Source organism: Salinicoccus halodurans (assembly GCF_900114445.1).
In the GTDB taxonomy this organism is placed as follows: domain Bacteria; phylum Bacillota; class Bacilli; order Staphylococcales; family Salinicoccaceae; genus Salinicoccus; species Salinicoccus halodurans.
In genome coordinates this window covers 121985-139455 of record NZ_FOTB01000005.1, presented here as the reverse complement: position 1 = coordinate 139455, position 17471 = coordinate 121985, and the positions used below count along the sequence as shown (strand labels likewise).

General features: G+C 39.4%; 15 protein-coding genes and 2 pseudogenes. 8 read left to right on the top strand and 9 right to left on the bottom strand.

Translation table 11 applies throughout. The annotated features are described in order from the left end of the window. From BM271_RS11250 to arsB, 3 genes are read left to right on the top strand one after another with little or no spacing between them, the layout of a single operon-like run. Positions 1-1659 (top strand): FAD-dependent oxidoreductase, encoded by a 1659-nt coding sequence (locus BM271_RS11250; RefSeq protein WP_046790822.1) that lies wholly within the window; start codon positions 1-3, stop codon positions 1657-1659. Further along, the gene (locus tag BM271_RS11245) at positions 1643-1975 is read left to right on the top strand and encodes an ArsR/SmtB family transcription factor (RefSeq protein ID WP_033426511.1); all 333 of its coding nucleotides are present in this window, start codon (positions 1643-1645) and stop codon (positions 1973-1975) included. The genes BM271_RS11250 and BM271_RS11245 overlap by 17 nt, the downstream gene beginning before the upstream one ends. A 2-nt stretch (positions 1976-1977) precedes the next feature. Then, complete coding sequence (gene arsB, locus BM271_RS11240) at positions 1978-3267, top strand: arsenite efflux transporter membrane subunit ArsB (protein WP_046790823.1); 1290 nt, start codon at positions 1978-1980, stop codon at positions 3265-3267. 66 nt (positions 3268-3333) lie between these two features. Here arsB and BM271_RS11235 read toward each other — a convergent pair whose 3' ends face one another. From BM271_RS11235 to BM271_RS11225, 3 genes are all read right to left on the bottom strand, one after another. Next, the gene (locus tag BM271_RS11235) at positions 3334-3450 is read right to left on the bottom strand and encodes a hypothetical protein (protein WP_046790824.1); all 117 of its coding nucleotides are present in this window, start codon (positions 3448-3450) and stop codon (positions 3334-3336) included. Between the two features lie 33 nt (positions 3451-3483). Further along, positions 3484-4368 carry a permease gene (locus BM271_RS11230; RefSeq protein WP_046790825.1) on the bottom strand — a complete coding sequence of 295 codons (885 nt, stop codon included), beginning with the start codon at positions 4366-4368 and terminating at the stop codon, positions 3484-3486. Positions 4369-4457: 89 nt separating this feature from the next. Continuing rightward, a complete protein-coding gene (locus BM271_RS11225) occupies positions 4458-4778 on the bottom strand; it encodes an ArsR/SmtB family transcription factor (protein ID WP_020006652.1) in 321 nt (106 codons plus the stop codon). 557 nt (positions 4779-5335) lie between these two features. Between BM271_RS11225 and BM271_RS11220 the strand changes: the two genes are divergently transcribed. Further along, positions 5336-7522: an AAA family ATPase gene (locus BM271_RS11220; protein ID WP_046790826.1), complete on the top strand. Its 2187-nt coding sequence runs from the start codon at positions 5336-5338 to the stop codon at positions 7520-7522. 288 nt (positions 7523-7810) lie between these two features. On the opposite strand, the pseudogene BM271_RS11215 reads toward BM271_RS11220, so the two are convergent. The 5 genes and pseudogenes from BM271_RS11215 to BM271_RS11195 all read right to left on the bottom strand — a co-directional run bounded on the left by BM271_RS11215 (position 7811) and on the right by BM271_RS11195 (position 13109). After that, a pseudogene (locus tag BM271_RS11215) lies at positions 7811-9085 on the bottom strand (MFS transporter). A 335-nt stretch (positions 9086-9420) separates the two neighbouring features. Then, the gene (locus tag BM271_RS11210; RefSeq protein ID WP_046790827.1) at positions 9421-10200 is read right to left on the bottom strand and encodes a sulfite exporter TauE/SafE family protein; all 780 of its coding nucleotides are present in this window, start codon (positions 10198-10200) and stop codon (positions 9421-9423) included. After that, the gene (locus tag BM271_RS11205) at positions 10200-11561 is read right to left on the bottom strand and encodes an MBL fold metallo-hydrolase (RefSeq protein WP_046790828.1); all 1362 of its coding nucleotides are present in this window, start codon (positions 11559-11561) and stop codon (positions 10200-10202) included. The genes BM271_RS11210 and BM271_RS11205 overlap by 1 nt, the downstream gene beginning before the upstream one ends. A gap of 59 nt (positions 11562-11620) precedes the next feature. Continuing rightward, a complete protein-coding gene (locus tag BM271_RS11200) occupies positions 11621-12721 on the bottom strand; it encodes a DsrE/DsrF/DrsH-like family protein (RefSeq protein ID WP_046790829.1) in 1101 nt (366 codons plus the stop codon). Between the two features lie 112 nt (positions 12722-12833). Beyond that, positions 12834-13109, bottom strand: coding sequence for a metal-sensitive transcriptional regulator (locus tag BM271_RS11195; RefSeq protein ID WP_234960586.1), 276 nt, complete (start codon positions 13107-13109; stop codon positions 12834-12836). Positions 13110-13714: 605 nt separating this feature from the next. Here BM271_RS11195 and BM271_RS11190 point away from each other — a divergent pair. From BM271_RS11190 to BM271_RS11180, 4 genes and pseudogenes are all read left to right on the top strand, one after another. After that, positions 13715-14098, top strand: a complete 384-nt coding sequence (locus BM271_RS11190) for a DUF302 domain-containing protein (protein WP_046790830.1) — start codon at positions 13715-13717, stop codon at positions 14096-14098. 123 nt (positions 14099-14221) lie between these two features. Next, positions 14222-14356 (top strand): hypothetical protein, encoded by a 135-nt coding sequence (locus BM271_RS14570; RefSeq protein ID WP_268794017.1) that lies wholly within the window; start codon positions 14222-14224, stop codon positions 14354-14356. Positions 14357-14829: 473 nt separating this feature from the next. Further along, complete coding sequence (locus BM271_RS11185; protein ID WP_046790831.1) at positions 14830-15069, top strand: SHOCT domain-containing protein; 240 nt, start codon at positions 14830-14832, stop codon at positions 15067-15069. Continuing rightward, positions 15059-15642: pseudogene (locus tag BM271_RS11180) on the top strand (class I SAM-dependent methyltransferase). The gene BM271_RS11185 and the pseudogene BM271_RS11180 overlap by 11 nt, the downstream one beginning before the upstream one ends. Before the next feature lie 350 nt (positions 15643-15992). Here the strand turns inward: BM271_RS11180 and BM271_RS11175 are convergent. Further along, the gene (locus BM271_RS11175; protein WP_046790832.1) at positions 15993-17441 is read right to left on the bottom strand and encodes a bifunctional metallophosphatase/5'-nucleotidase; all 1449 of its coding nucleotides are present in this window, start codon (positions 17439-17441) and stop codon (positions 15993-15995) included. Between the last annotated feature and the right edge of the window lie 30 nt (positions 17442-17471).

Sequence of the window (17471 nt, the reverse complement as noted above, 5' to 3'; positions counted from 1 at the left end):
ATGAAAAAAATTGTGATTATCGGCTCAGTCGCTGCAGGGACAAGTGTAGCGGCAAAAGCGAGAAGAAATGATGAAAATGTAGAAATTACTGTCTATGATAAAGACACTCATATTTCGTATTCTGTTTGTGGCATCCCCTATTTTATCGGGGGAGAAGTCGAGGAAGTGGATGAATTAACACCAAGAGATGCCAAATGGTTTAAAGATAGATTCAATATCGATATCCATACCCAACATGAAGTGTTAAATATAGATAAAGAGAATAAGACCATTTCAGTCAAGAACTTGATGACGGGTGAAATATTTGATCAGGCATATGATGAACTTGTCCTCTCCACAGGATCACGTCCGAAAGAACTGCCGCAACTGGACTCCAAAGATTACAAAAACGCCTTTCAAGTTAAAAACATCAATGATGCCAAAGCCATTCATCAATACATTAAAGCCAACCATGTGGAAAAGATTGCGATTATCGGCGGTGGCTTCATTGGTTTGGAAATGTTGGAACAATTGGCTAAATACCAGACCACGATTATTCAAAGAAGTACATTTATGAGTAATCTGGATCCGGATATGAGTTATATGATTGAAGAATATCTTCAAAAGAAAGCAAATGTCATCACAGGGGAGACGATTGAGCATGTTGTCGGAGCAGATTCGATCGAACAGCTCGTGCTGCAAAGTGGCACGCGGATAGATGCAGATATGGTGATATTGGCGGTCGGTGTGCAACCCAATACATCATTGGCCGAAAAAATCGGCGTTAAAATCGGCATCACCGGGGCCATTCAAGTCAATCAGTATTTGGAGACGAATATCCCGCATGTCTATGCGATTGGCGATGTGACAGAAAGCTTTAGTATCGTTTCTGGTCAGCCGTTATACAGACCCCTCGGTTCGACAGCAAATAAAATGGGCAGAATTGTCGGTGATCGTCTAACCGGTGGGGACTTAGAGCATAAAGGGATTCTGGGTACCGGTATTGTACGGGTTTTCGATATGACCATTGCCCAGACAGGTCTGACTGAAAAAGATGCGAACCAACTGAATATGAAAGTAGATGTCATCCACAACATCAAACCGAATCAGCCGGAGTATATGAAAGGCAAAGAAATGGTCATTAAAGCCATCATTGATAAAGAAACGTCCAGAATCGTGGGCGCACAAATTGTAGGCTATGAAGGGGTCGATAAACGGATTGATGTCCTTGTGACTGCAATTACTTTCGGCGCAAAAATAGAAGATTTATTTCACCTAGATCTTGCCTATGCACCAACTTTCTCTACTACAAAAGATCCGATTATCTACACAGGAATGATTGGCCATAATATTCAAAGAGGCAGAAACATCATCACGCCGAAAGCACTCACGGAAAGAGCAGCGCAGGAGGATATCCATGTCATCGATGTCCGTTCTCCAAAGCAATATGAAGTGAATCATGTAAAAGATGCCGTAAACGTTCCCCTGAAAAACTTAAGAGACTATGCAGAAGAAGTAGACAAAGATCAAACGATCGTCACCTATTGCAACAAGGGCACGACCGGCAATGCGGCACAAAATGTGCTGATCAACCTCGGATTTGAAAATGTCTATAATCTATCAGGGGGCAATAAAAACTATCAAAGGTATGTGAATTCAATTGATAAAAGAAGAAAATAAAGTCAGTTATCAAACACTCTCTCAGTATCTAAAGGTCATTGCTGATAGTAATCGTTTGGAAATATTGGATCTACTCTCATGTGGGGAACTCTGTGCCTGTGATCTGTTAGAGCACTTCGAGTTCTCTCAGCCCACATTGAGTCATCATATGAAAACACTGAGAGACAATAACCTGATTTTAATGAGAAAAGATGGAAACAAAAATATGTATCGTTTAAACACAGAAGTCATCAACAATCTGACAGATCGGCTGTCCCTTTTAAGTTCGGATACTGTCCCTTGTATCTGTGAAGACATCAGGAAAGGCACCTGTTAATAATGACGATACTAGCGCTGGGTATATTTTTAGTCACACTGATCTTTGTTATATGGCAGCCCAGAAACCTAGATATCGGCATTACTGCCTTGGCGGGGGCATTGCTTGCAATCATCACTGGGGTCGTTTCGTTCGGTGATGTAATCGAAGTCACGGGTATTGTCTGGAATGCGACGTTAACGTTTGTTGCAGTCATTCTTATTTCATTGATCCTTGATGAAATTGGCTTTTTCGAATGGGCTGCAATACATATGGTTAAAGCATCAAACGGAAATGGCTTGAAAATGTTCATATATATCGCACTATTAGGTGCAATCATCGCAGCATTTTTCGCTAACGATGGGGCGGCTTTGATACTAACACCCATTGTGCTTGCCATGGGCAGAAACTTAAAATTAGAAGAAAAAGTTATTTTTCCATTTGTGATCGCCACTGGATTTATTGCAGATACCACATCTCTGCCGTTGGTCGTCAGCAACTTAGTAAATATTGTGTCCGCAGATTACTTCGATATCGGATTTCTAGAGTATTTAAGCCGGATGTTTATCCCGAATATTTTTTCATTAATTGCGAGTATTGTCGTCCTTTGGCTACTATTCAGAAAATCCATTCCCAAAACAATCGACCAAACGCAGTTAAAAACGCCCGAGTCTGCGATAAAAGACAAAAAAATGTTCAATTATTCCTGGGTGGTCCTTTTAATATTACTTGTTGGTTATTTGGTCAGTGAATTTATCAATGTCCCTGTCTCATTCATTGCCGGGGGTATTGCGATTATCTTCTTGATACTGGCCAAACAATCTCACGCTGTAAATACAAAAGCAGTCATCAAGGGGGCACCATGGAACATCGTATTGTTCTCAATCGGTATGTATGTTGTCGTCTTTGGATTGAGAAACGTCGGTTTAACCGATGCTCTAGCAAGTGTATTAATGGATATTGGGGAGTATGGGCTGTTTGCTTCAGTAATGGGGATGGGCTTTATTGCCGCAATTTTATCTTCCATCATGAACAATATGCCGACTGTAATGATTAATGCAATTGCCATCGATCATGCGAACATTACAACACTGATCCAAGAAGGTATGATCTATGCCAATGTCATTGGGTCAGACTTAGGACCGAAGATTACACCCATTGGATCTTTAGCCACACTGTTATGGCTCCATGTATTAGCCAGAAAAGATATGAAAATTTCATGGGGCACCTATTTTAAAATCGGCATTATTATCACTCCCCCTGTTTTATTCATTACATTACTCGGTCTCTATCTCACTCTAATAATGTTTTAAATAAGTGAGTGATTTTCCATAAAAGCGTATAGCCCCCGTCGGGCTATACGCTTTTATTACTATGAATTACTTTTGTTTCTTGGGTTCATTTGAATCTTTCTCTGTTTTTTTCTCTTCAATCTCTACTGAGCAACAGCTTTGTTCTTTCGGTTTTAATTTATTAACAAAATCTTTCACACCCATGCGCTCACCTCCTTTGATGGTTGAATATACTTACTAAATGATTAGATTGAAAATCAGACCAGCTCCAATGGCGACTGTTAAGATCGCTGAAATGAAAGCGACTAAAAATTTCTTTTTAAATAGTTTAGACAATAATGCGAGTTCGGGAATGCTGGCTCCTGCGCCTCCGATGATTAAGGCAATGACGGTTCCCATTGCCATCCCCTTGGTCACAAGCGCATCCGCAATAGGAAGCATTGTTTCAGGCCGAATGTACATGGGAATGCCGATTACTGATGCAATGACTATAGAAATAATGCCATCTCCACTTGCATATCGTGTCACGAATGCTTCAGGCACGAAGCCGTATATGAATGCGCCAATAAACACACCGATAAATAAGTAAGGAAGTAATGGATATAAGAAAGACCAGGCATCATTCAACGCTTGCTTTACTTTTGATCCTTGCTTATCAGCGAAAAACCCTTCTCCTTTAATTGTCACACCTTTATAGGCTTCTTCTAAATTAAGCCGGGAAAATATAACACCCACAAGCATACTAAAAAGACTAACAATCAAAAAGTACACCCCAGCCACCTGCCATCCCAATAAAATCCACAACGTAAAAATCATCACTGGATTCATTAACGGTGAAGCAATGAGAAAACTCATTGAGGGGCCAAAAGGGGCTTTTGCGTTCAAGAGACCCGCCAGGATTGGAATGGTTGAGCAGGAACAAAAAGGCGTAATGGCACCAAAGAGCGTCCCTAAAACATAATTGATTCCTTTATTCGGTCCATTCAGTACCCGTCTTATTTTCTCTTCCGACACAACTTGTTGGATCAGGCTGACAACAAAACTGATGATGATAAACAGCACAAGCAATTCAAAAAATAATATTAAAAATGTTTTGATAAATTCCAGTATTGAATCTAACATCAATATAACGCCTCACTTTCATTAAATCAACATTATTTGATATATTAATCAAAAATAGTTGATGTAAACGTTGAAAATAAAGATACTCATTATAAAATTCTGCAACAAGTATCTTCTGATAGCACAACCTGTATCTGTGCCTCATTAATTCTATAATAGTTCCATGTTCCATGTTTTTCTGTTAAAAGAATATTGGCATCCACAAGTTTCTTGAGATGATAAGAAATTTTAGATTGTTTCAAGTCCAACACTGTTTCCAAATCACAGACACACAGATTTTTCTCCGGACTTTTGTTGATTTCTTTTACGATCTTCAAGCGTGTTTTATCTGCCAAAGCATTAAACATATTTTCATAGAATTCGAGTGCTTGATCGTCACTCAATTCATTTATAGCATTCATTAATTTCATTCTAGTCACCTTCTTTAATAAATCAATTTTTTTTGATATATCAATCATAATACTGGCTACAAAGAAAATCAAGTATAAAAGATATGAGCTTCTATGTTAGCTGGAAGATATATATTCATTAGAATATGATGCAAGATAACATTTAAACTAAGTGCAAAATAACTCCTAAAGTGACAGCCAGTAAATTCAATAGCGCTATAATGTCTATTTAGGGTCTACTCTAATCAGTCAAAAATTCAAGAGAGAAAAACACATCTACAAATTGTTTAACCAGAAGATTATTTTTCTAATTACAAATGAAAAACGTTCGTAAAAGTATATGGAAAATATTGAACGTTCGTAAACTATTTTTATATGTTTAAGAACGCTTATTTTGATCTATTTCAAATGTTTTCAAACCGTTCTTAAAAGTGTACTTTTATGAACGGGTATTTAATTTATTTCTTCTATTATTAACAATTTATATTTACTTCTAATAAATGGTAAAATTAATTATAGAATCTATTTTTAGATTTAATGTCCAATTTTATACAATTATTTATTTAGGGGGTCAAAATTTGCTATCGAATATTATTATGAAGAATGTTGCTAGTTATAACGAAGAGGGAACATGTTTTCAAAACCTAAGAAAGGTTAATTTGATTTACGGAAATAATGGCTCGGGAAAATCCACTCTTTCTAATTTTTTTAACGATATTGAGTCTTTCGATGATTGTACATATGAAGGAAAAATGAGTGATGAAAAATTAATATACAATAAAAATTTTATCGAAGAAAATTTCAAATCAGATAATGAAATTCCAGGAATTTTTACTCTAGGTAAGGATCATGTAGAAACTCAGACAGAACTAGAGGAGACAGAAAAGATTATCGAACGTAATTCAACAGCCAGGGATAAAGCTTCGGACGAACTCACTGATACTGAAGGTGATCTAAAGACTCTTCAAGAAGAATTTGCTGACTTGATATGGAATAAGAAAAATGATAGACATATAGATATTAACTTTGTTTATCAACACTCTTTCAAAGGTCTGCATGGAAGTAAAAATAAATTTTATCAAGAATATATAAATCAAAAACACTTAAATAATCAAACCTTATTAGACGAAGAGGATTTACTAAAACAAGCTAAAGTAGTATTTGCAGAGCAACAGACTGAAATTCCTTTAATAGAAGTTCAAAAATTTGAAGTTAAGTGGGATAACGAAGTTTTAAAAAAATCGATTATCGGGCAAGAAGATATAGATTTTGCAGAACTTGTAAACGAGTTGAATATTCATACTTGGGTCCATGAAGGATTTATGAAAGTGAAAGATCACAATCTCAAAAATTGCCCTTTTTGTAGATCTGAATTTGAAGAGAATTTTCTCACTTCTTTACAAGAGTATTTTAATGCAAAATTTGAAGATGAACTAATAGAAATGAAGAGAAATATTGATATTTATAAAGGCTATGCTGAAAATGTAATCTCTTACTTAGGGAACTTACTAAAATTAGAGAATGACTATTTAAATAAACAGGAAGTAGAAAATATTTTTCATAAAATAAATGCTAAAAATGAAGAGAACTTAAGACAGCTTTCAGAAAAAGAAAGAGAACCTATAAAAAAAGTGAATTTAAATACACTCGAAGATGATATGAACATCTTATTTAGTCTATTGGAATCGAATAATACCGACATAAGTGCATATAATCAGACATTAAATCAACTTGGTCAAGAAAGAGAAAAAATTATTAAGATTTGTTGGAGACACTTTTTACATCTAACGGGGGAAGAATTTAAGAGGTTTGAGAAAACAGAAAAACAATTAGCTTCGAAAATACAAGGCTTGTCAAAATCTATCACAAGATACACAGAATATGTACTCGAGAATCAGAGGAAGTACGATGAAATTAAAGAAAACATGTTCGGTGTCTCCTCTACTGTGACTGCTATCAACCAGCAATTAAATTTATATGGATTCAAAAACTTCTTATTAAATGCTACAGAAGAAGATGGGAAATATAGGATCGTTAGAGAAACTGGAGAGAGTGCTAACAAAACTTTGAGCGAAGGTGAAAAAACATTTATTACCTTCCTTTATTATTATCATTTAGTTAAAAATGAAACAAACAAAAAATTAGTTTTTATAGATGATCCAATTTCAAGTTTGGATAGCACAGTTTTGTATATAGTGTCTACTTTAGTTCAAGACCTAATTTCAAACACTGAAACTTATAATATTGATCAAATTTTTGTGTCTACGCATAATACTTACTTTTTTAAAGAAATCACTTATAAAATAGAAAATTGTAGTTTTTATGTTATTAGAAAGGACCGAGAAAATGGGTCGTATACTACAAGGTACGAGAAAAATCCTATTTCCTCATCTTACGAATCGCTATGGAGAGAGCTTGTGGAATTAAAAGATTCCAATTCTAATATTATACAAAATATTATGAGAAGAATCTTGGAAAATTATTTTAAATTTCTTGGAGGTATCGATTTAGAGGATCTTACAAAGAATTTTGAAGAAGATGAAAGAATAATTGTATCTTCATTAATTAAATGGACCCATGATGGATCACATCACGTACAAGAAGATTTGTATATTCAGCAATATTCTGAAATGAATCAAAAATACTATGAAGTATTTTCAAAGATATTCATTAGGAGTAAACACCAAGAACATTTATATATGATGATAGATAAATGTGTAGAAGACGAAACAACAAACCCATTTTTCATTCCAAGTGAACAATAATCAGAGGATCATCTAAAAACATAACATTTATAGCAGCACATTTAAGGTTAATTCAATTTATTCTTTTTGTTAACATAATCCGACTGATCGGTAGTTGCTGTAAGTACAGAAAAAGCTCCAATATCCCTTTCTTAACAAAAGTGTTGGAGTTTCTTCATTTACATGTAAAAAAGACTAAAGTGATAATCAGTAAAATCAATTTACTATTAATATCTATTTAGAATCTCCCTAAACTTTATTGAAAAATCCTACTTCATTTTAATAATAATTACTATAGTTTTACTCACTCTATAAACGAAAATCATTTTTTGGAAAGTCCTTATGATTTTTCCTTACCGTTTTGAATGTTGGTGAGGTTTCCTCTAATCGAATTGCTGCTATGAGTCCAGCGGTTAAAGGTAACAGATCAACTAATCCCATTGCCCAATCTACGTTGAGTATATCCGTTAATAAACCAGCAAATATTGCACCAAAGGCGTATCCACTATCTCTTCAAAATCGATAAACCCCCATAGATGAAGCTCTCCATTTTGGTTTTGCTACATCACTGATTGAAGCTTGTAAGGTTGGGTATACCATTGCAGTTCCTAGTCCTAAAAGAATCGCTGCTATTAACCAGAAACTATATTGATCAACAAGTAAAATCATCCATAGAGAAAGGGCTTGGAGCCACATTCCACTAACAATTAGCCATTTTCTTCCCAATTTATCACTTAAAGCTCCAGTGAACAGTTGAAACACTCCCCATGATGCCGGATAAATCGCCACTATTACGGCAATTTCTGAAACAGTCAAGCCAGCCATGGAAAAGAATAGAGGAAATAACCCCCAAACCATGCCATCTTTAAGGTTTGTACTTAATCCTGCAAAAGTGATACTAGATAAATTTTTATCACCATATGTGGTAATTTTGAAAATTTTCTTTGCAGATAAAGGCGGGCCCTCATTATTAGGCGATTTTGATTGAAGTTTTATATGTCCCTCAGTATCTTTCACGAGTAATGATAAGACAAAACCGATTACCACAATGAAAATACCTAGATAAAAAGGTTCAGGACGGTCCGAAAAATTGGATGCAATAAAACCAGAAACAGCGGCCATAACAGCTAATCCTGTATATCCTGAAAATTCATTTAACCCAACAGCAAGCCCTCTTTGCTTAGGTTTGGAGATGTCTATTTTCATATTTACTGTCATAGACCATGTTAATCCTTGATTGATGCCCAAGAAAATATTTGCAACTACAATCATCCACCATGAAGTTGCGAATATCACTAATAAAGGAACGAATAAGCCGATACTCCAACCAATTAAAAGGACTTTTTTTCTCCCCAATCTATCAGCGATGGCACCAGCAAAGTAATTAACTATTGCCTTTGAAAATCCAAAACTTATAATGAAGGACAATGCTGCACTTGCTGATGCTAAACCAAAATCTTCTTTACCAATGATGGGAAGAATAGTTCTTTCCACGCCAACCATTGAACCCACAAAGAAGTTTGTTATAACCAGAAGTATAAAATTTAATGCATTTTCTTTAATTCCGATTTGTACTTTACTCAAAACTGTCTCCTCCTTAAAGAGAATAAAAAGAGGTTCCATCGATTATTATTTTTCTCATTTCGCTGATTATATAACTGAGTTAACCATAAAAAAAGGTCACTCGTGATACACTCAAAATGCTCTTCTGATTAAAGAATATTTTGAGTGATTACAAATGACCGGTATCCATTTTATATGGGTGTGCTGTTAACAATAGAACTTTATAACCAACAGGAGATCCTTGTTTCAATATTCTGGGTCGTTGGGCAGTGCCATGGGACAGTACACTATTGGAATACATTTTTGAGTTACAAGAATCCAGGCAAACTGCCTTGCTTATTTGATGAATATAACATTTAAAAAAAGATTTCTCCCCATATCTTCAAAGAAGTTCCTAGGATGAGCAGGGCCAGAATCCATTGGAGTATTTTAACATTCATCTTCTGTCCCACTTTTGCGCCGATCGGTGCTGCAATGAGACTCGCAACTATCATGATGGCTGCAGGTCCATAGAGTACCTGGTCTGTGGCAACTTTCCCAATCGTGGCACCGATGGATGAAATGAAAGTGACCGCCAGACTTGTGGCAATCGTTACCCTGGTGGGTATTTTAAGCACGACAAGCATGATTGGTACAAGAATGAATGCCCCTGCTGCACCGACGATGCCTGCTGCTGCACCAGTTATAAACGCAAGCGCTGCTGCCAGCGGCCCATTGAAATCAAGGTCATCACCAGGATTGTATGGGATTTCTTTCTTTGGCAGGAACATCATGATGACAGCAATTGTCGCAAGTACTGCATAGACGATATCTATCTGGGTCTCGGTGAGAAATTCTGATCCGTATCCGCCGAGAAGACTGCCGATGAGTATGGCGCCACCCATATAGGCAATCAATCTCATGTTTAAATAACCACTGCTTTTATATGCCCATACACCAGCAATCGTTGCAAAAAAAACCTGTACGGCACTGATGCCGGCTACCTCGTGGGAGGTGAATGCAGCGATTCCAAGCATGGATGGAATATAAAGCAACATCGGATACTTGATGATGGAACCACCGATTCCTACCATCCCCGAGATGAAGGAACCGATGAATCCGATCAGAAATATAACGATTATAAAAGTAATGTCCATTAGTTCATCGCTTCTTTAATGCCGGCATAGCCTTTTTCTATATTGACGACATTATCGAAGCCACGTGCTTTAAGTGCACTCATTGCGATGGCTGAACGTACACCGGATTGACAGTGGACATAGATTGTATCGTCTGTGCTGAATGGCACTTCTTTTTCGTCGAGATGTCCAAAGTGGACATGGTGCGCATTCTCGACATTGCCTTCCTTGTACTCGGAAGTGGAACGGACGTCCAGAATATGCTTGTCTTCATAGTTCTTAACCAAGTCTTCAGGTGACACATTTTCATATGAGTCATCGAAGTACTTGTCGGCTTTGTCAGCAGGTACGATCAGCTTAAGGTTGTCAAAACCGATGGATGCAAGATCTTCCTGGAGCGTTCTGCTGTCTTCCGGATTTGCAATGACTGTCATCGGCTGGCCATAATCGATATACCATCCGGCAAACTGAAGGAATTTGTCGTTGTACGGGATGTTGATGGCGCCTTTTTTGAATCCTTTTTTGAATTCTTCCTTGCTTCTGAGGTCGAACAGCTGACCTGGAAGCGTATCAGGTGTACCGATTTCGACTTCCTTCACCTTGAATTCAGGCAGGCCTTCCTTATTGACTTTCTTCATCTGTGCAAAGTAGCTTGGCGGCTCCGGCTGGTCACTTGTCAATTCTTTGATGAAGGCATCTTTATCTTCGTATTCGAACACCCAGTTATTTTTGCGCTCATATCCAAGAGTGGACAATGGCACAGCACCGAGGGATTTACCACATGCACTGCCGGCTCCATGGCCTGGCCATACTTGCATGAAGTCCGGATAGTCATTCATCTTCTTGAGGGAAGCGAACATCGCATTCGCGCCCTCTTCGGTTGTGCCTTCCATTTTGGCTGCTTCTTCGAGCAGGTCGGGACGGCCGATGTCGCCAACGAAGATGAAGTCACCTGTGAAGATGCCCATCGGTTCATCACTGCCGCCACCACGGTCGATCAGCACGAAAGAGATGCTTTCAGGTGTATGGCCTGGGGTGTGGATCACTTTCAATTCGACATTGCCGACATTGATGATGTCGCCGTCTTTCAGGTAGACGGTATCTTCTGGCATATTTTCATATTTCCAGTTCTCATCGCCTTCGTCGGACACATAAGCTGTGGCGTTGAAGCGTTGTGACGCATCACGCAGACCGGACGCGAAGTCGGCGTGGATGTGTGTTTCTGCCACCTGAGTAATATTGAAACCTTCAGCCTCTGCTACTTCCTGATATTCATCAATGACACGTTTTGGATCGATGATGATGGCTTCCTGTGTTTTCTGACAAGCGACCATATAGGAAGTTTGTGCAAGTTTTTTATCGAAGAACTGTTTAAAGAACATTGATATACACTCCTTGAAATTTTAATTGATTGTTGGGATGCGCAGGGCAACCTGTTCAATTATATGAACAGGTTCAGGTTGCCGTTTTCTGCATCGCCGAGATAAGTGCCTACGCCACCGAAATTGACATTAGGGAGAAGTTCATCTTCATCAATGGCCATGATATCCATACTCATTGTACAAGCAACCATTTTGACTCCGAGTTTATCCGCCTTTTCAATCATTTCAGTAAGCGCGTCGACCTTTTTCTTCTTCATTACATATTGAATCATTTTGGATCCCAGTCCGAACATGTTCATGTTGGAGATTGGCAGTTTGGAGGCAGATTTTGGCATCATCATGCTGAATGCCTTATCCAGGCCGGATTTGTTCTTTTTCGGTGCATTTGGATCCTTGATAACATTGAGTCCCCAGAATGTGAAGAACATCGTGACATCTTTGCCCATGCTTTTTGCACCGGTAGCAATGATGAATGACGCCAATGCTTTATCCATATCGCCACTGAATACGACCATTGTTGCTCCGTCTTTCGTTTCCACCATCTGATGGCCTTCACCCTCAGCTTTGGCCTGAAGGGCGTTCTTCTGCAGCACCACCATGACCTTGTCTTCTGATTTTTCATTTTTAAGAATGGAATGCCCTGTCTTACGGGCCCATGCTTCGACATCCGTACAGAAGCCGAAGTCTGTGACCGTGATTTCCATCTGTTGACCGGGTTCAAGCTCTCCCATCACTTCGTTCACCTTGAGAAGGGGGCCGGGACATTGCAGTCCACTTGCTTCCACCTTTACCCGGTTTGGATCGATTCCAATGTTTTCATTTGAGGCGGGAGCATTTTCTTCTGCAGCTGTGATTGCACTGTCGAACCTTCCAGTGTAGGCGGAGTAACCTTCTTCAAGATTAACCGCGTCAAAACCATGACGATCCAGTATTTCCACTGCATTTGCCCCACGTTTGCCCCGCTGGCAATATACATGGATTCTTCTGTCCTTGGGCAGCTCATCAAGGCGTTCTTCAATTTCATTTACGGATACATTGTCCGCCTCAGCAATGTGTCCCATTTCATATTCGAAAGGTTCTCTGACATCCAGTAGATATTCATTGGCTTCGACCAGTTGGTCGGCATCATTAACGTGATACTTTGTTTGTGTGTTTTTCATAGTGCTAAATCATCCTCCTGTTTTTAATACCTATAGGGGTATACTAACAATGTTTTTTTGATTTGTCAAATACCCTGTGGGGTATTTTTAGGATAAATAAAAACAGATGAAGTCATCTGCTCTTATTCAGCAATTCAATTGCTTCTTTGACGAGCGCATCTGTATCCTCATCCGGGTTGTTCATCGTTTCTCTGACGCACTGTACAAGGTTTTCACTGACAATGACGTTCATCGACCGGTCGAGGGCGCTCTTGGCCGCACTCAATTGGGTGACAACATCCTTGCAGTCCTTGCCTTCTTCAATCATTTTCAGTGCGCCGTTAATCTGACCTTGAAGACGATTAATACGATTGATTACTGCTTTATCATAAACAGTCTGTTCTTCCAGTGTAGCCAACAACATCACCTTCTTTTTTGATATATTCATATTATAGAGGTTGAAATTGCATTTGTCAAATACCCCCTTAGGTATATGGAGTGTGGTCATATCTGTTCCTTATATACCCGCCTGCGTATAGAGTACACACTAGGAGGGGACAGCATGAAGGAGTATCTGACTGTGAAGGAACAGGATAGTATCGCGTCATCAAAGCCGTCGTGAATGGACAGAGAACAAAAACACAGGTGGAGATTGAGTTGAATCTCACCTGTGATCGACCGATTGATCTATATCTACCGGGAGAAAGCCCGCCACAGCCATTGATCCGCATCTGAGACGGACAATCATCCGGTTGTATCGCGCACAGTATGAGGGATATAACTTTAAGCATTTTTATGAAAAAATGAGAGATACTGAAGGCATCTCCATTTCCTATATATCCCTGTTAACCCTTATGGCCAGTGAATGATGAAAGACCGGCTGAAGCAGAAGGCTCAGTCCCATCAATTTTCGTTAAGTTCTAACGACTCATTTCAACAAAAAATGTTTGATTCGGCTCCTAAAGAGGGAATTTTACCAAGAGTACGCATACAAAAAAGAGAGGAGCAATAAGTATGTTTAATTACACAGTAGAAACATCAAAAAGCAGGGACGAAGCTGTCCATACACTTGAAGAGAATTTAAAGGAAGAAAAGTTTGGTGTCCTGTGGAATTTCGATTTGACGGCCAAACTCCAAGAAAAAGGTACCGACTTCGGCACGCCATTTACAGTACTTGAAGTCTGCAACCCACAGGAAGCGAACCAAATTCTATCAGAAGATCTGCTGGTCGGCTACTTCCTGCCTTGCAAAATTGTGGTGTATGAAGATAATGGTACAACAAAAATTGGGATGCCAAAACCGAGTGCACTGATCGAAATGGTGCAGAATGATTCCATAAAAGAAATCGCTGTGGATATTGAAGAACGATTGATTGGTTGTATTGACAAGTCGTTGTAACGACTGTTGGCTGCATTTTTTGTAAGGTAATATACACCAGCTGGCTCCTGCAGGGAAAGCGCAGGATTGGGCAAATGATCTTTATGAAGCTTTATTCACCGTTATAAAGAGCTGCCCGTTGACTTGCTTGTGCTCCCGACACATTACACTGGTATCAGTGAACCGAGTGAAGACGGCAGCGTTTCTGAAAAACTGCCTGTCCTTTACGAGAAGAACGAAGGTCTGCAGATAAATGGCGAAGCGAAATCAACCATGTGACGGAAGAGCTGAAGGATCAGCCAAAGACCTATGAAGAAATTCGACAAACGCATATGGACAAAATTGATCCACCGCCTGAAGAAGCGAAAGATATGAAAACCTGACCAAATAACTGCGCTGTATAATTGAAGAAACGGATAGTCCTTGACCTCGGCATTTGGCGACCCTGACACAGGTCAATGGATTATCTGTTTTTTACTTCCTTAGTGCAATTACTTTAAATTATACCTATTGGGGTATATGATTGGATTACAGTAGTGACTACCTAATAACCCGTGGAGTTTAGCACTACTGATTCCGGGTACAGCAATTAAAATCTGGACGGATATTCTGTAATGCATACCCGGTTTAAATGTACAGTAAAAATAAACTGGGGTAGACGGGGTTTCAGCACGAAAAGGTGTCAGGTTGCCGGGTTTTCATAAAGTGAAGAAATTAGAAAATGGAACTCAGCGAAAGAAAGGAAAATTCCTATGATGACAGGTGGAATGGGCTTATTTATGATGGTCTTTTCGATTGCGATTCTAGGGTTGCTCATTTATGGGTTTTACCGTTTGATTACTACCAGAGCAACAAAAAAGGAAGATAGGGGCCTGTCGATTCTAAAAGAACGATTTGCTAGAGAAGAGATTAGCGAAGAAGAATACGAAAAACGAAAAAAGATATTAACCAAAGATAAAGCAAGGAGGGCATCCAAAGACTATGTGGAATGATCGCTTCAAAAATGAGAAGTACGTATATGGAACCGAACCGAATGTATTCCTGAAAGAAATGCAGCCCATCCTTTCCGGGAAGTATTGTCCATCGCGGAAGGGGAAGGGAGAAACGCCGTCTACCTGGCTGAACAGGGGATGAGCGTCACGGCATGGGACTATGCCGAATCCGGATTGGACAAAGTGGACAAGCTGGCAGCCCAACAAGGCGTCAGCGTAGACACGGAGATGGTCGATTTGGCAGAAGCCAAGTGGCAGCAAAATCACTGGGATGGAATTGTAAATGTTTTTGGGCATTTTCCAGGGAAAGTCCGGCAGAAAACACTTAAAGGAGTCAAGGAAGCCATAAAGCCGGGCGGCTATTTTATAGCAGAAGTCTACTCCCACTATCAAATCCCCTACCAAAGTGGCGGTCCGAAAGAATTGGATTTTCTCTACCAGCCGGAAGACTTTCTACAGGAATTCCGCGATTGGCGAATCCTCCATTTCTTCATGGGTGAGGTCACCCGCCATGAAGGCGATTTTCACAATGGATTATCTCATGTAATCCAGTTTGTTGGACAGAAGCCTTAATCAGTACTGGACAGTCTACCCATAAAAAAAGACGAACGGTTTTTTGAATTATAACCCTCATAATGGACAGTTAATAAAAGAAGTCCATTATGAGGTACACCCCCCAAAGTTGGACCAAAAATCGACTTTGGGGGTGTTTCTTTATGGGAAGACATTATTCGTTAAATATAATAATGAAAGATACCAATGGGGATTAAAAGAATGACCCCGGTACAGTACCGGGGTCATCTACTTGCAGTATAACATTTTTTAAATGCTTGAATTATGGATTACGGTTCACCCATGATCAGTTTCATTTGGTTTTCTCGAAAATATTTATATATTTTAAAATCTAATACATATCGAGCTTTTCAGATGATCTGGATTGTACCGAGTAGATCTGAAGAAACCGTCCCTGATTTTTTGATGTAATCTGTCAAAGCATCCACAGCGTTGATATCGAGATTTCTACGGTCTTTTCCATATTTTTTGGGGACACCTTGGACAGTGACAAAGGCTGCAAGGTAATATTGTGTTTCATCCAGTGGAATCCCTCCGATATAAATATCCTGGATTCGTAAACCGTTTGGGTTCTCAATTTTTACATACATTTTCATTCCAAGACAGCGTTTTAAATATCCGCCCTTCTGATTGTAGGGGTCTTTGGCAAAAGTGTTCTCCAGATTCTCTTCCAGCATATCGAGTATTTCACGTCCGCTCATATAGACTACGGAAACCGACGGGTTGACGGGAATGATATTCCATACATCATTCACCGTCACCGGACCCGCTGGAATTGGTGCACCGTAGCGCCATCCATTTGAAAATGCGATTTCTGCGCCTGAGACATCCAAGAGGGATTGGAGAAGCAGGTTATCGGTCGTCGATTCCATCTGGCTGTACCGGTGTAAATCTGTGCTTGTATAGCCGATGACTTTTTCAAGCGATTCCCTGTAAGGCTGGACGGCGGTATCGATTATTCCCTGGAGTTCTCCATCGGGCTCGATTTCTTCTGAGATCTCAATCAGCTGATGGGAATAATCAGTGATTTTTCCGTTTTTCATTTCCACATCAAGTCTGCCAATATGTGCCCCGTGACAGCCTGATTGAATAATCAGTGTGTCGTTTATCTCGACAGGCTGCCTTAAAGCATTATGCGTATGGCCGCTCAGCAGAATATCTATACCTTCCGTCTCCGTCGCAAGTTTCACGTCTTGCGGAAAGCCGAAATGTGAAAGAACGACAATCAAATCAACCTGATCGTCCTGTCTGAGCTGATTGGCTATTCTCTGAACCTCATCGACCCCCAAAGTAAAGTAAATACCTTCAGAAAAATGCTCAGGCATCATTTTATCGACAATATGTTCAGCGATACCGATTACACCAATTTTTAAATCTGCCCGTTCCATGATGATGTGGGGGGTGAAGGCTGGTTCATCTGTTTCTTTATTGTAGATGTTGCATGCAAGCATCGGATAATTTAATTTGGACATTAAATTTTTAAGCTGGCCAGGTCCATAGGCAAAATCCCAATGGGACGTCATTGCATCGATCTGCAATGCATTCAGAACTGGAATCAGCATTTCTCCCTTGCTGTCTACAACAGGATACGTGCCATGAAAAGTATCTCCGTTATCAAGGGCCAGCACACCGTTTGGATTCTTTTCTCTCGCCTCCTTAAAAAGTGTGGCAATACGTCCATAACCCCCTGCATTGCGATAACGTTCTTCTCCATTTTCTATGAACATTTCGGGATGAAGATCATAGTAGCCGTGCATGTCGTTCATTTGTAAAATTGTCAGATGTTTTTTGTAGCTCATTAACCATTCCTCCATTCATTCACTCACGTA